This is a genomic window from Bradyrhizobium sp. Y36, from assembly GCF_002531575.1.
Classification (GTDB): Bacteria; Pseudomonadota; Alphaproteobacteria; order Rhizobiales; family Xanthobacteraceae; genus Bradyrhizobium.
On sequence record NZ_NWTI01000016.1, the window covers coordinates 181242 to 194037 of the forward strand.

General features: G+C 64.8%; 12 protein-coding genes and 1 tRNA gene. 5 read left to right on the forward strand and 8 right to left on the reverse strand.

Annotation, left to right across the window (positions count from 1 at the left end):
* Positions 1-98 precede the first annotated feature (98 nt).
* Positions 99-183: transfer RNA gene (locus CO669_RS24705), tRNA-Leu, on the reverse strand.
* Between the two features lie 155 nt (positions 184-338).
* Between CO669_RS24705 and CO669_RS24710 the strand changes: the two genes are divergently transcribed.
* Positions 339-1661, forward strand: a complete 1323-nt coding sequence (locus CO669_RS24710; RefSeq protein ID WP_097662544.1) for a multicopper oxidase family protein — start codon at positions 339-341, stop codon at positions 1659-1661.
* A gap of 61 nt (positions 1662-1722) precedes the next feature.
* Here CO669_RS24710 and CO669_RS24715 read toward each other — a convergent pair whose 3' ends face one another.
* Both CO669_RS24715 and CO669_RS24720 read right to left on the reverse strand, forming a co-directional pair.
* The gene (locus tag CO669_RS24715; protein ID WP_143278720.1) at positions 1723-2688 is read right to left on the reverse strand and encodes a hypothetical protein; all 966 of its coding nucleotides are present in this window, start codon (positions 2686-2688) and stop codon (positions 1723-1725) included.
* 164 nt (positions 2689-2852) lie between these two features.
* The gene (locus CO669_RS24720; protein WP_097662546.1) at positions 2853-4352 is read right to left on the reverse strand and encodes an NAD(P)H-hydrate dehydratase; all 1500 of its coding nucleotides are present in this window, start codon (positions 4350-4352) and stop codon (positions 2853-2855) included.
* Positions 4353-4734: 382 nt separating this feature from the next.
* Here CO669_RS24720 and CO669_RS24725 point away from each other — a divergent pair, with 382 nt between their 5' ends.
* Both CO669_RS24725 and glnA read left to right on the forward strand, forming a co-directional pair.
* Complete coding sequence (locus CO669_RS24725) at positions 4735-5073, forward strand: P-II family nitrogen regulator (protein WP_007603495.1); 339 nt, start codon at positions 4735-4737, stop codon at positions 5071-5073.
* A gap of 152 nt (positions 5074-5225) precedes the next feature.
* Positions 5226-6635, forward strand: coding sequence for a type I glutamate--ammonia ligase (gene glnA / locus CO669_RS24730; RefSeq protein ID WP_097662547.1), 1410 nt, complete (start codon positions 5226-5228; stop codon positions 6633-6635).
* Positions 6636-6709: 74 nt separating this feature from the next.
* On the opposite strand, the gene CO669_RS24735 is transcribed toward glnA, so the two are convergent.
* Positions 6710-6973, reverse strand: coding sequence for a tautomerase family protein (locus CO669_RS24735; RefSeq protein ID WP_097662559.1), 264 nt, complete (start codon positions 6971-6973; stop codon positions 6710-6712).
* Positions 6974-7125: 152 nt separating this feature from the next.
* Here CO669_RS24735 and CO669_RS24740 point away from each other — a divergent pair, with 152 nt between their 5' ends.
* A complete protein-coding gene (locus CO669_RS24740) occupies positions 7126-8103 on the forward strand; it encodes a GlxA family transcriptional regulator (RefSeq protein ID WP_097662548.1) in 978 nt (325 codons plus the stop codon).
* Between the two features lie 169 nt (positions 8104-8272).
* On the opposite strand, the gene CO669_RS24745 is transcribed toward CO669_RS24740, so the two are convergent.
* The 3 genes from CO669_RS24745 to CO669_RS24755 form a co-directional block, all read right to left on the reverse strand.
* On the reverse strand, positions 8273-8884 hold the full coding sequence (locus tag CO669_RS24745; RefSeq protein WP_097662549.1) for a hypothetical protein: 612 nt from the start codon (positions 8882-8884) through the stop codon (positions 8273-8275).
* Positions 8885-9028: 144 nt separating this feature from the next.
* Complete coding sequence (locus CO669_RS24750) at positions 9029-10636, reverse strand: TRAP transporter large permease (protein WP_097662550.1); 1608 nt, start codon at positions 10634-10636, stop codon at positions 9029-9031.
* Complete coding sequence (locus CO669_RS24755) at positions 10633-11172, reverse strand: TRAP transporter small permease subunit (RefSeq protein ID WP_097662551.1); 540 nt, start codon at positions 11170-11172, stop codon at positions 10633-10635. The genes CO669_RS24750 and CO669_RS24755 overlap by 4 nt, the downstream gene beginning before the upstream one ends.
* Positions 11173-11518: 346 nt before the next feature.
* Between CO669_RS24755 and CO669_RS35395 the strand changes: the two genes are divergently transcribed.
* A complete protein-coding gene (locus tag CO669_RS35395) occupies positions 11519-11737 on the forward strand; it encodes a hypothetical protein (RefSeq protein WP_143278721.1) in 219 nt (72 codons plus the stop codon).
* Here CO669_RS35395 and CO669_RS24760 read toward each other — a convergent pair.
* Entirely contained in the window at positions 11709-11945 is a 237-nt protein-coding gene (locus CO669_RS24760) for a hypothetical protein (protein ID WP_097662560.1), read from the reverse strand. The two genes, CO669_RS35395 and CO669_RS24760, sit on opposite strands and share 29 nt — an antisense overlap.
* Positions 11946-12796 lie beyond the last annotated feature (851 nt).

Here is a 12796-nt window from a genome sequence, read left to right on the forward strand (position 1 = left end):
CAAACGCCTCACCGCCGGTGCTTCATCGGACCGGCTCCCAGCGGACAAACATCCGCGCGGAAGCAGGTCTCGTAATCCGTGCAAACGCGATAAGCGCTTGGTGCGGGCGGAGGGACTCGAACCCCCACAACTTTCGTCACTGGAACCTAAATCCAGCGCGTCTACCAGTTCCGCCACGCCCGCGTGAATTTGCATCAAGACCGGCCGCGATGCCGCGGGCGGCCGGGCTTATAGCATGCGCCTGACTGTTCGCAGCAAAAAAATGGCCTGATGGAGGCAGGCCTCAAGTAGGCACGACGGCTGGACTTATCCAGCGCGGCGTGGTCCGGATCGGGGCCATGAAACCGCGGATCCTAGACCCCAATCGGCGCGACGTTCTGGCCGGCCTCGGGGCTTCCCTCGCTGCCTCCCTCGGCGCTGCCGCGGCCGGGCTGATGGCGGGCGGCGCAACCCCGCCGGTGACCGCCCAGCTCGCGCTTCAGGCCAGGGCGTCCACGCTGGCTCTCAGGTCCGGCCAGCCAGCTACACCAATCTGGGAGCTGGCCGCCGTAAGCCGCCTCGGGGACGTCCGTCTCAAGCGCGGCGACCGCTGCGAGCTGGTGTTTCGCAACGACCTGCCTGTCCCGCTTGCGCCAGTTTGGTACGGCCTTCACAGCGGGGCCGATCCGCTGCGAGGGCGGGCCCCCGCTTCGCAAAACGCAGTCGAAACATCAATTATTTCAATACATAATGCGGGAACCTTGCTGGCCGACTTTCGCCTGTTCGAGGACGGAATGAAGCTGCCCACGCGCCCGCTTCCGGTCATCGCGGCCGAGACCAGCCCTGACGTCGTCGACCGGGATGAGGTGCTGTTGATCGAGGAATGGCGCCTGCGGCCGGACGGAACCGCGCTTCCCCCGGGGCAGGACCCGAAGGGCTCTGCGACGCTCTATACGATCAACGGGCAGACTTCATTCGAACTCTCAGCCTTGCGCCATCAACGGCTGCGGCTGCGCTTCATCAACGGCTCCCAACGCTCTGTGCTCGCAATCAAATTGGACGGCTACGACGTCCGTGTGATGGCCCTCGACGGCCAGCCGGCCGAGCCATTTCCGGCGCGGAACGGTGCGCTGGTGCTGGCCCCGGGCGGACGCGCTGACGCGCTTGTCGATGCGGCCAACTCGGCCCCATTTCTCCTGCACGACGGCAAGGAGGCGCGTCCGCTCGGAAGCCTCAAGATATCGGACCAGATGGAGCGGCGCACGCCGCTGGCGCCGCCACAGCCCCTGCCGTCCAACGGCTTGCCCGAGACGCTCGACCTCCGCGGCGCCCTGCGGTTCGATGTCGCGCTCGGCGCGCCCGACGCCGGCTGGATCCGGCCGGCCGGCTTCTCCACGGACGCCGCTCCCGCCTTCCGCGCCAAGACCGGCCGCACCGTCGTGCTGGCACTGAAGAACCCCGGCCCGATCACGACCGTTTTCCACCTGCACGGCCACTCTTTCCGCCTGCTCGACAAGCTCGACGACGGCTGGAAGCCCTACTGGCTCGACACGCTGGCGATCGAGCCCGGCCAGACCCAGCGCATCGCCTTCGCGGCGACCTCCCCCGGACGATGGCTGCTCGAATCGGTCGCGACCGATTGGGCCGCGCCGCGGCTGGTGCGGTGGTACGCGGTGGAGTGAGGTTCATGCGCGGCGGGTCCGTGGGATCGCGCTCGCCAGGCCCCGCCTGCAATGCACGGGATCAATTCTTCGGTTTGGATTTCGGGCCGTCCTGACTGAACTGGATACCCACGCCGCCGCCGAAGTTCGCGTAATTCCTCGAGCCGTGATCGTCCTGGTTGGAATATCGCCCGTCGCCTCCGACCTTTGCGAACACCCGGATATGCTCGCTCACCGGGAGCAATGCTTTGACTTCCGCGCTGGGAATCGCGTCCTGGCGCCGCGGCAGCCCTTGTGGGGTCCGATCGGTCCATTCGCCCGCGATCACAGCCCCGGTCACCTCGAGCGTCACCGGCCCCACATGCTCGGTGAGCGTTCCCTTGGCGGCAAGGTTGATGCGGTTATTGAGGCCGGGACCGGCGCGGTATCCTGCTTCGGCGTGGACGGCGACACCGCCGCCGTCCGGCAGTTCGTGCTTCGAGTCGATGGTCACCGCAGCCTGCCCATAGCGGTAGCCCGCGGGCAGGCCCTTTGCATCGTCCTGCCGCATGTGGAGAGCATTGCTCCCATACAGCGTTCCCGTGACGCCGACCTGCACGGGACCGATCTGCCGGCCGGCTTTCACGCTGCCCGAATATCCGATCGCCGACGCTCCAACGAGCGTTGCCTCCCTGGCCTTGAATCCGGCAACGACGGACACGGTGTCATGGCCGCTTCTGTGCGCGACGCTCATGTTGAGGCTTTGTGAAGCGACGATGCCCGGCTTGTGGTTCGCGGGCGTCAGGGCCTGCTCGGGATTTATGGGATGAGTGCCGGCTGCGAGATCAACACCGCCGTCGAGGTGGAAGAACTCGGATGCCGAAACGGTCGCCGCATTGCTGGCGGCGGGCGGAAGCGGGGCTTCGGCTGGAGCCGGGCGCGCATGAACCACGCCAGCGCCGGCACCAATGCCGGCCGTCGGCGATTGCGCCGCAGGGTTTCCGGCCGGCGCTGACTCGCCTGAACAATCACGGCCTGCTGTCGATGGCTGAACTGAGCCGAGGGGCATATCTGCTGCCTTCCTTTGAGGACAATGCCCGCTCCTACTAGTTCGGTTTTCGAGAGGCTGCTGTGCCGCAGCTTACAACCGAAGGTTCTTTGTCGACGAACCGCGCGGCCAGGCACCACGCGATCCCCGATGGATCTGCGCAGCGGTGCCAGCGTCGACGAACGCTAGTACTCCACCCCGAGCGCACCATAGATCCGCCGGTGCACCGCCGGCAGCGTCTCGGTGAGGTCCTCCGCGATCAGGCCGGGCCCCGCTTCGCTCGCCGCCTCGCCGTGCATCCAGACGCCGATGCTGGCGGCTTCGAACGCGGGCACGCCCTGCGCCAGGAGGCCCGCGATGATGCCGGAGAGCACGTCGCCGGCGCCGGCGGTGGCGAGCCAGGGCGGCGCGTTGGCGGCGATGGTGGCGCGGCCGTCGGGGGCGGCGATGGTGGTGTCGGGCCCCTTCAGCAGCACGACGGCGCCGGAGCGCTCGGCCGCGGCGCGCACGCGCTCCAGCTTGGAACGCCCCGGAAATTTGTTGCTGAGGTCGGAGAACAGGCGCGGAAACTCGCCTTCATGCGGTGTCAGCACCACCGCCTTGTCCTGCGACGACTTGATCGACTCGAACAGCCGCTCGGGCTTTGCGGCAAAGCTCGTCAACGCATCGGCGTCGAGCACCAGATGCCGCTGCGCGGTGAGCGCGGTGTGGACGAGATCGCAGGTGCGCTCGCCGACGCCCGCACCGGGGCCGATGATGCAGGTGTTGTAGCGCTTGTCGCCGAGCAGCTCGCCGAACTCGATGGCGGTGTCGACGGGGCGAACCATCACGGCCGTCAGCGCGGCCGCGTTGATCGCGAGCGCCTCGCGCGGGCTCGCCAGCGTGACGAGGCCCGCCCCTGCCCGCAGCGCGCCGCGCGCGGCGAGCCGCGCAGCGCCGGTCGCCGCCGCATCGCCGGAGACCGCCAGCACATGCCCGCGCGCGTATTTGTGGCCGTCCATGCCCGGCACCGGAAAGGCGCGGCCCCAGGCATCCGGATCGTTCTCGAAAGTCCGCGGCGCGATCTCGTCCAGCACCTGCGGCTCGATGCCGATGTCGGCGACGCGGACGTGGCCGCAATGCTTCCGGCCCGGCAGCAAGAGATGCGCCGGCTTCTTGCGGAAGAAGGTGACGGTCTCGGTGGCGTTCACCGCCGCGCCCATCACCGCCCCGCTGGTGCCGTTGATGCCGCTCGGCAGGTCGACGGCGAGCACCGCGGCGCCGTTGGCGTTGATCGCCTCGATCATCGCGCGCGCCTCGCCGTCGACGGGACGGCTGAGGCCTGCGCCGAACAGCGCGTCGATGATCAGCGCCGGCCGTCCGATCGCCTGCGGATTGAACGGGAGCACCGGGTGCTTCCAGCCGCGCGCGGCGGAGGCCGCGTCGCCCTGGAGCTGGTCGCGCTCGCACATCAGGATCACCGAGACCTCGCGTCCCTGGGCCGCGAGCTCGGCGGCTGCGACAAAACCGTCACCGCCATTGTTGCCGGGGCCGGCCACGATCAGGATCGGCCCCTCCTCCACCAGCGCGTGGGCGGCCTCGGCGACCGCCTGGCCCGCGCTCAACATCAGCTTGAAGCCGGGCGTGCCAGCCGCAATCGTGAGCTGGTCCGCCCGCTGCATTTCGGCGTTGGTCAGAACTTCCATGCCACTTCCCTAGTACAATCGCCTTCTCAACAGGCATCTTCCGGGCCGCCCCGCCTTGGGGAACAACGATCTGCACACAAATTGAACCGTTTGCCTATTTCGTAGTCTTCGGTATTTTGTGCAGATCGGCGCCACCCTTCAGAGATGCGCGTTAAAAGGCTGATAACGCTCCAATAATCAGGGCCTTTGCAACTTGGCATAGACCCTGCTTTCGAGGAAGCCGCTTCGGTTCGTCGTGCTCACTGGCATTTATCAGGGTGTCGCCGGCCGTTGTTGCCGGCCAGGTCAGGACTTCCGGCATAGCGAAGACAAGATCGTGCGTTAGAGAAGCGCATCCTGACGAAGACGTTGCTATTTGTTCGATAAGGCCGGGAGGCGCGCAGTGAAGAAAATCGAAGCCATCATCAAGCCATTCAAGCTCGACGAGGTGAAGGAAGCGCTTCAGGAGGTCGGCCTTCAGGGCATCACCGTCACCGAAGCCAAGGGCTTTGGCCGGCAGAAGGGGCACGCCGAGCTCTACCGCGGCGCCGAATACATCGTCGACTTCCTGCCCAAGGTGAAGATCGAGATCGTGATCGGCGACGATCTGGTCGAGCGCGCCATCGACGCCATCCGCCGCGCCGCGCAGACCGGACGCATCGGCGACGGTAAGATCTTCGTCTCCAACATCGAAGAGGCGATCCGCATCCGAACCGGCGAATCCGGGCTGGACGCTATCTGAGCCGGGTGCTATCCCGAATTTTGCGACACTCCGACTGGAAATAAGGCTGCTTCGGCGGCCTGAATTCGTTTGTGCGGTCGCGCAAAAACTCGCCCGAGCGAGAACGATTTTGCTCATCTGGAAACCGACCCGCAGAGCCAAAAGGGGTATGCATGAAGACCGCCAAAGACGTCCTGAAATCGATCAAGGACAACGACGTCAAGTACGTCGACCTGCGCTTCACCGATCCGCGCGGCAAGTGGCAGCATGTGACGTTCGACGTCAGCATGATCGACGATGACATCTTCGCCGAAGGAACGATGTTCGACGGCTCCTCGATCGCCGGCTGGAAGGCGATCAACGAGTCCGACATGTGCCTGATGCCCGATCCGGTCACCGCGACGATCGACCCGTTCTTCGCCGAGACCACCATGGTCATCACCTGCGACGTGCTCGAGCCGACCACCGGCGAGCCCTACAACCGCGACCCCCGCGGCATCGCCAAGAAGGCCGAGGCCATGGTGAAGTCGATGGGCGTGGGCGACAGCGTGTTCGTCGGCCCCGAAGCCGAGTTCTTCGTGTTCGACGACGTGCGCTATTCGGCCGAGCCCTACAAGACCGGCTTCCGCCTCGACTCCTCGGAGCTGCCGACCAACTCCGACACCGAATATGAAGGCGGCAATCTCGGCCACCGCATCCGCACCAAGGGCGGCTACTTCCCGGTGCCGCCGCAGGACTCGGTGCAGGACATGCGCTCCGAAATGCTCGGCGCCATGGCCAAGATGGGCGTCAAGGTCGAGAAGCATCACCACGAGGTCGCTTCCGCCCAGCACGAGCTCGGCATGAAGTTCGACACGCTGACGCTGATGGCCGACCACATGCAGATCTACAAGTACTGCATCCACCAGGTCGCGCACATCTACGGCAAGACCGCTACCTTCATGCCGAAGCCGATCTACGGCGACAACGGCTCGGGCATGCACGTGCACCAGTCGATCTGGAAGGACGGCAAGCCGGTGTTCGCCGGCAACAAATACGCCGACCTCTCGGAGACCTGCCTGCACTACATCGGCGGCATCATCAAGCACGCCAAGGCGATCAACGCCTTCACCAACCCGTCGACCAACTCCTACAAGCGTCTGGTCCCGGGCTACGAGGCCCCCGTGCTGCTCGCCTACTCCGCGCGCAACCGCTCGGCCTCGTGCCGCATCCCCTACACCGCTTCGCCGAAGGCCAAGCGCGTCGAGGTGCGCTTCCCCGATCCGATGGCCAACCCCTATCTCGGCTTCGCCGCGATGCTGATGGCCGGCCTCGACGGCATCAAGAACAAGATCGATCCGGGTCCGGCGATGGACAAGGACCTCTACGACCTGCCGAAGGAAGAGCTGAAGCAGATCCCGACCGTCTGCGGTTCGCTCCGCGAGGCGCTGGAAAACCTCGACAAGGACCGCGGCTTCCTCAAGGCCGGCGGCGTGTTCGACGACGACTTCATCGACGCTTACATCGAGCTGAAGATGACCGAGGTCGCCCGCTTCGAGATGACCCCGCACCCGGTCGAGTTCGAGATGTACTATTCGGGCTAAGCGGCCCGAACTGTCGCGACAAAGTAAAAGGCGCTTCCGATGGAAGCGCCTTTTCGTTTTGTGGTCGCGGTGAGCTACGGCTTCGGCCGCGCGACCCGCAGCCCGTCCGCGCCGATCGCGCCGAACGTGCCGGCGATGATCTCGGCTGTCGGCTGCATGCCGCCGAGCGACCAGTGCGCGGGCTCCTGCTCCTCGATCCTGACCCAGACGTTGCGGCGGAACTCCGCATTGCCCTGTCCTTCGACCTCGACCATGAGATCGGTGACGCGCTCGAGTAGCGCCTTCTTCTGCGTGGCATCCAGGATGCCGCGGACGGTGGAAATGGTGACGTAAGGCATGTCTTTCTCCAATCATGTCGTGTGACGACGGTGGGAGATTGCGCCCGGCGAGCCGCAGGCAGCAGTGGCGGATAAGACAGAGATCGGGCAATCTCCGCCACGCGGCCGCGAGCCCGATCGGATAGGATCGCGCACGTCCGCCTGGAGGTCCCATGAAGCTTGCAATTCTGGCCGTGGAAGGCTGCATGCACTCGGCGATATCAGGCGTCGCCGACATCCTGTCGCTCGCCAACCACGTCATGCAGCAGAGCGGCGCAAAGCCCCGCTTCAGCTGGCAGACGCTCTCGCTCGACGGCAAGCCGGTGCGCGCCGGCGGCGGCCAGATCGTTGCGGTCGATGGCGCGGTCGGGCCACGCGCACGCTTCGACGCCATCCTCGTCCCGGGCAACCTCGTCGATCACGTCACCGCGGAGCGCCTGCAACCGCAATATGCCCGCGCCGGCGCCTGGCTCCGGCAACAGCACGCGAACGGCCGGTTGATCGGGGCGTTCTGCAGCGGCGTGTTCCTGCTCGCAGGGGCCGGCCTGCTCGACCACCGCCGCGCCACCATCACCTGGTGGCTGCAAAGCGAGCTGCGGCAGCGTCATCCCACCATCGACCTCGCCGCTGACGCCGTCATCACGGTTGCCGACCGCATTGTCTGCGCCGCCGGCCCGATGTCGTGGGTCGATCTGCTGCTCAGGCTGATCGAGCTGGTCGAGGGCAAGGCGATCGCAAAACTCTGTGCGGACTACGTCGTCATCGACACCGCGCAGCGCACCCAGTCGATCTTCATGCCGGTCGGCTATCTGCTCTCGCAGGACCCGCTGCTGACCAGGGCCGACCTGCTGGTTCGCCGCACCGGCAAGGCTCCGATGACGGTCAGGCGCCTTGCCGGCGCGCTCGGGCTCAGCGAGCGCACGCTGAACCGGAAGTTTCAGGAGCTCACGCGCGAGCCGCCGCAGGCCTTCATCATGCGCCGCCGCGTCGAGCACGCGCGCACGCTGCTGGAGACGACGACACAGCCGATCAAGGCCATCGCACGCACGAGCGGCTATGAGGACGAGAGCAGCTTCCGCAAGGCGTTCCGCAAGCTCACCTTGATGTCGCCGCAAGCCTACCGGGCGCGGCGAATGGAGCGCACGGCGTGAGATAATCCTCGCCGGCCATAGCCGTCAGCTTTCGTTCTGCATCTGACTCCACTTCGTTCTCAAAGAACAAATCAGATCCGCAAAAACCGCATCGAACCAATTCCTACCGATTGGTTTACGTAGGGCGGATTAGCCGAAGGCGTAATCCGCCGACCACTCGCGCACATCGTCACTTGTCCGGAAAATTCACGCCGATCTCGGTCACCACGGGCGCAAACTTCACCAGCGCCGCGTTGTCGGACGCCACCTTAACGCCGTCACCGGACAGCGACCTCGGCGCACCGGTCTTGCCGCCGAAACGGATCGTGACCCGACAGCCGCCTTGCAGCGGCCGGCCGAGCGTGCCGCCCTTCCAGTCGGTGACGAAGCCGCCATAGTCCCACTCGAAGCCGCTGACGAGGAACGGCTTGCCGTTGGCTTTCTGCACGTCGGCCAGACTGGATCCGATCGTGACGCCCGCGACATTCCAGAGGCTGGTTTTCCCTGCGTCGCGCAAGGTCAAGCCGGAGGCGCGCCCGGCCTTGTCGTCGGTGAAGGCGACCTCGACGCGGCGGTCCCTCGCCTTCGGGAACAGCACGAGGCCCTTGTAGCGTTCACCCTCGGCGCCGGGCAGCTCCTGCACCACGGCGACCTTGCCGTAGCGCTGCTTCAGGCTCCGCTCGGTATCGTCAGGCGCAACCGGCGCAGCGCAGGTGATCGGCCCCTCTTGCGGTGGCGCGCTTTGCGCCAAGGCCGGGGACGCAAGCAGGAGAATGACCGTGACGGTGACGCTGCGGATCATTGCGAGCACATCCCATTTCAAGAAAGGGCCGGACGGGAGACCGTGTGGGGCCGTCCGGCACCAACGCGAAGGCACCGGTGGGATCGCGAAGGTCGAGCAGCGTCGAACGCCGTGGAGGGTCAATCGCCCCCCAGAAGTCTTTCCTCAATTCTTCGGCTGGCCGAAATCGAGCACCGGCGGCGGCAGCTCGATGTCCGGAATTTCGATCTTGATCTTGTCCAGATCCACCTTCCTGGGAGCGTCCAGCAGCCCGGTGACCGTGATCGGGAATGCGATGACGACCGCAACCATGATCGCCTGCAGGCCGATCCAGGGCATCGCGCCCCAATAGATGTCCGAGCTCTTGACCTCCTTCGGCGCCACGCCGCGCAGGTAGAACAGCGCGAAACCGAACGGAGGATGCAGGAAGGAGGTCTGCATGTTGACGCAGAGCATGACGCCGAACCAGATCAGCGCGGCGTCGGCCCCGACGACGGGAGCGAGCAACTTCTGCGCGATCGGCGCAATCATCGGGATGATGATGAAGGCGATCTCGAAGAAGTCGAGGAAGAACGCGATGAAGAAGATGAACAGGTTCATGAAGATCAGGAAGCCCCAGACGCCTCCCGGCAGCGATGTCAGCATGTGCTCCAGCCAGACACCGCCATTGCAGCCCAGGAAGACGATCGAGAAGCAGGTCGATCCGATCAGGATGAACGTCACCATGCAGGTGATGCGCATGGTGGTCTGGTAGCCTTGCTTGACCAGGTCGCGCAGGTCCGGAATCCTGACCGCCTCAAGGCAGACCCAGGCGACCGCGAGATAGGCGATCGCGAAGGCGATCTTGAACGCCAGGTTCGGCGTGAAGTAGATGCCGATGATGGTGCCGACGCCCGCCGCCGCCACGCCGATGAGCAGGATCTTGTGCCCGGCCGAGCTGAAATCCTTGTGGTGGATGACGGCGAGGACGATCGCACCGACAGCGCCCATCGCGCCGGCTTCGGTCGGGGTGGCAAGGCCCAGCATCATCGTGCCGAGCACCACGAAGATCAGGACGGCGGACGGGATGATGCCCAGAAGGCATTTGCGCCAGAGCGCCCAGCCCGTGAGCGTCCTCGCGTCCTTGGGCACCGCCGGAACGTGGCCCGGCTTGATCACGCTCAGAACAAACGTGTAGCCGGCGAACAGCGCGATCTGGAGGATCGATGGTCCCCAGGCGCCGAGATACATGTCGCCAACCGACTTCCCGAGCTGGTCCGCGAGCACGATCAGCACCAGCGAGGGAGGCACCAGCTGGGTAATGGTGCCGGACGCCGCGAGCACGCCGGTGATGTAGCGCATGTTGTAGCCGTAGCGGATCATCACCGGCATCGAGATCAGCGCCATCGCGATCACCTGCGCCGCCACCGTGCCCGTGATGGCGCCGAGGATGAAGCCGACGATGATCACGGAATAGCCGAGACCGCCGCGAATGGGACCGAACAACTGCCCCATCGAGTCCAGCATATCCTCCGCGAGGCCGCACCGTTCGAGGATCGAGCCCATGAACGTGAAGAATGGAATCGCCAGCAGCAGCTCGTTGGCCAGCACGCTACCGTAGATGCGCTCGGGGATCGCCTGCAGGAAGCTGAACCCGAAGAAACCTTCGTGGATCGCGAGAAAGCCGAACGAAAGGCCGAGGGCGGCGAGCGTGAAGGCGACCGGGTATCCGATCAGCATGGCCAGGACCAGCCCGCCGAACATCAGCGGGGGCATCATCTCAATCGTGATCATTGGGTCGGCCGCTCGTATTTCGCGTCAATGGTGACTTCGCCGCGCAGCGCCGCCGCTCGTTTGATGGCTTCGGAAACGCCTTGCAACGCCACCATGAAGAAGCCCGCAGGCAGCACGAACTTGATCGGCCACCGGAGCAGACCGCCGGCGTTGTTGGACATCTCGCCGATGATGAACGAGTTGTAGAACATCGCCCATGAGAGGTAGCTGAGGAGGAGGCACGCCGGGACGAGGAAGACCAGTGTCCCGATCAAGTCGAGCCACAACTGGCCGCGTTCGGACAGCATCAGGTAGAGGATTTCGACGCGCACATGCTCGTTGCGCTTGAAGGTGTAGGACGAGCCGAACATCACCACGACGGCGAACATGTACCACTGCGTCTCGAGCCAGCTATTGGAGCTGTAGCTGAAGGCGTACCGGATCATCGCATTCACGGCGCTGACGACGCAGGCCGCGAGAACCAGAACGTTGCAGACATTGCCGACTTTTTCGTTCAGCCAGTCGATAGCCGTACTCACCGCCAACAATGGGCGCATCGATGCCTTTTCCCCGCTCGCTGAGTGCTAACCCCGGACGAGCAGGAGCAGGCGCTGTGTCAGCAGCCTTCCATTCCTGCGCGGGAGCTAGTTCACCCTCCTGATGCTTCCGTCCGTTCTTGTTGTCGGTTTTTGGCGAGACATGTTCAGGTCTCCCCCGCCGCGAGAAGCAAGGCACATTTACTGGCAGCCCATTCCGGGTCAACAGGAAAATGGACAGCTTGCCGCAGCAACAACTAAAATATGGTCGCAGTGCTTAATTGGGGTCACCCGCTGGGACGGGCGGCAACGCGGCCCTCGGACGGACCGGCTTCAAGGGGGCTATCTCCGCTCCAGAGGGGGCTTCATGATCGGCATATTGTTGATCATGGCAATCGCCCACCTCTGGTTGTTCATGCCTCGCAACGGACAACCTCATCGATCGATGGGGCTGCCGTTCTTCGAGACCGCAATTCCACTGGTCATCGTCATGGCACTCTCTGCCGGCCTGACGATGGTGGTCGAGCAAATGACATCGCGTGCGTCGCCCGCGGCGCTCAGCCCGCGACGTCGTATTGCTTGCTGAGATGATCGCCGATCTGGACGAGCATGGCGACGCATTCGGGGTACCCCGGCCGATCAGAGGTGGCCCGATCGGCGCTGGCGCGAAACTCCCAGGAATTCCCGTCACGAAGGACGGAAATGATCATTCCGTCGGGACAGTCGGCATGGACCTTCAATTCGGCCTTCGCCATGGCGATCAGTTCGCTTTCGGTCTTCGCAGGTCTGCTCATGAATGTCATCCTCCGTTCGGGGTAGAACTTTAGTTGTATCTGCCAAACCCATCCAGCAAGTCTTTCCGAAAATGCGGCTCACCGCATTGGGATAACGCAAACGGCCCCGATCCGGTCAGGGCCGCCAAGGCGATGATTAAGCCGTTCGCGAGGCGTCGGGCAAAACACTCGGTCAAGCCCTCGCTCCAAAAATATTCCACTTTCCCGAATTTCGGATTTGTGGCATATACCCGGACATCCCGGCCCTTTCCAAAGGGGCGCTTCGCGATCGTCACGAGATGCGGGCCGGGGTGCGGTGGACGCGGCAGCGCCGGCGCGATCAGCTCATGACAGGGCGGGCAACCGTGAGCCATCGGGCGACGCGATACGACCCGGCGCGGTCACAGCGGTCTCGTTGAGACCTGAGGGCGAGCACACGCAAGCCTTCGGGGATTTCGGCGGGGCCGTCCGCGGACGGAGAAGTCGTGTGGTCCTGACGCCCGGGGTCTGGCGTCAAACCTCGCGGGGATGTGGCCGCCAACCGGCGGCACATCGATCAGCCGTGAGGCGACGGGGGCAATAGTGCAACGCTCCCCGAGGAGAGCACGAAGGACACCGTTAAAACCATCCGCGCAGGGAAGGCCGGGCGACCGGCATCACCTGTGGTCCACCCCGTGTGCATGTTCTTGTACACGGACTCGGGTGCCGCCGGCGCCCGGCCTTCCCTGCGCCCTTTGGCAATTGATGGGCGCAAGCAACGAAGCAAAGCTCGGGCGAAAAAAGCCGCGAGAATGCGAACCCATGTCTGTCACCACACACTCACTGTCATCGCCCGCCTTGTGCGCACTTGCGCACTGGGGCGGGCGATCCAG

Bases quoted from the DNA above. Each gene is read 5' to 3' on its own strand.
- CO669_RS24710 (WP_097662544.1), top strand. From the start codon at position 339: ATGAAACCGCGGATCCTAGACCCCAATCGGCGCGACGTTCTGGCCGGC.
- CO669_RS24715 (WP_143278720.1), bottom strand. From the start codon at position 2,688: ATGCCCCTCGGCTCAGTTCAGCCATCGACAGCAGGCCGTGATTGTTCA.
- CO669_RS24720 (WP_097662546.1), bottom strand. From the start codon at position 4,352: ATGGAAGTTCTGACCAACGCCGAAATGCAGCGGGCGGACCAGCTCACG.
- glnA (WP_097662547.1), top strand. From the start codon at position 5,226: ATGAAGACCGCCAAAGACGTCCTGAAATCGATCAAGGACAACGACGTC.
- CO669_RS24735 (WP_097662559.1), bottom strand. From the start codon at position 6,973: ATGCCTTACGTCACCATTTCCACCGTCCGCGGCATCCTGGATGCCACG.
- CO669_RS24740 (WP_097662548.1), top strand. From the start codon at position 7,126: ATGAAGCTTGCAATTCTGGCCGTGGAAGGCTGCATGCACTCGGCGATA.
- CO669_RS24745 (WP_097662549.1), bottom strand. From the start codon at position 8,884: ATGATCCGCAGCGTCACCGTCACGGTCATTCTCCTGCTTGCGTCCCCG.
- CO669_RS24750 (WP_097662550.1), bottom strand. From the start codon at position 10,636: ATGATCACGATTGAGATGATGCCCCCGCTGATGTTCGGCGGGCTGGTC.
- CO669_RS24755 (WP_097662551.1), bottom strand. From the start codon at position 11,172: ATGCGCCCATTGTTGGCGGTGAGTACGGCTATCGACTGGCTGAACGAA.
- CO669_RS35395 (WP_143278721.1), top strand. From the start codon at position 11,519: ATGATCGGCATATTGTTGATCATGGCAATCGCCCACCTCTGGTTGTTC.
- CO669_RS24760 (WP_097662560.1), bottom strand. From the start codon at position 11,945: ATGAGCAGACCTGCGAAGACCGAAAGCGAACTGATCGCCATGGCGAAG.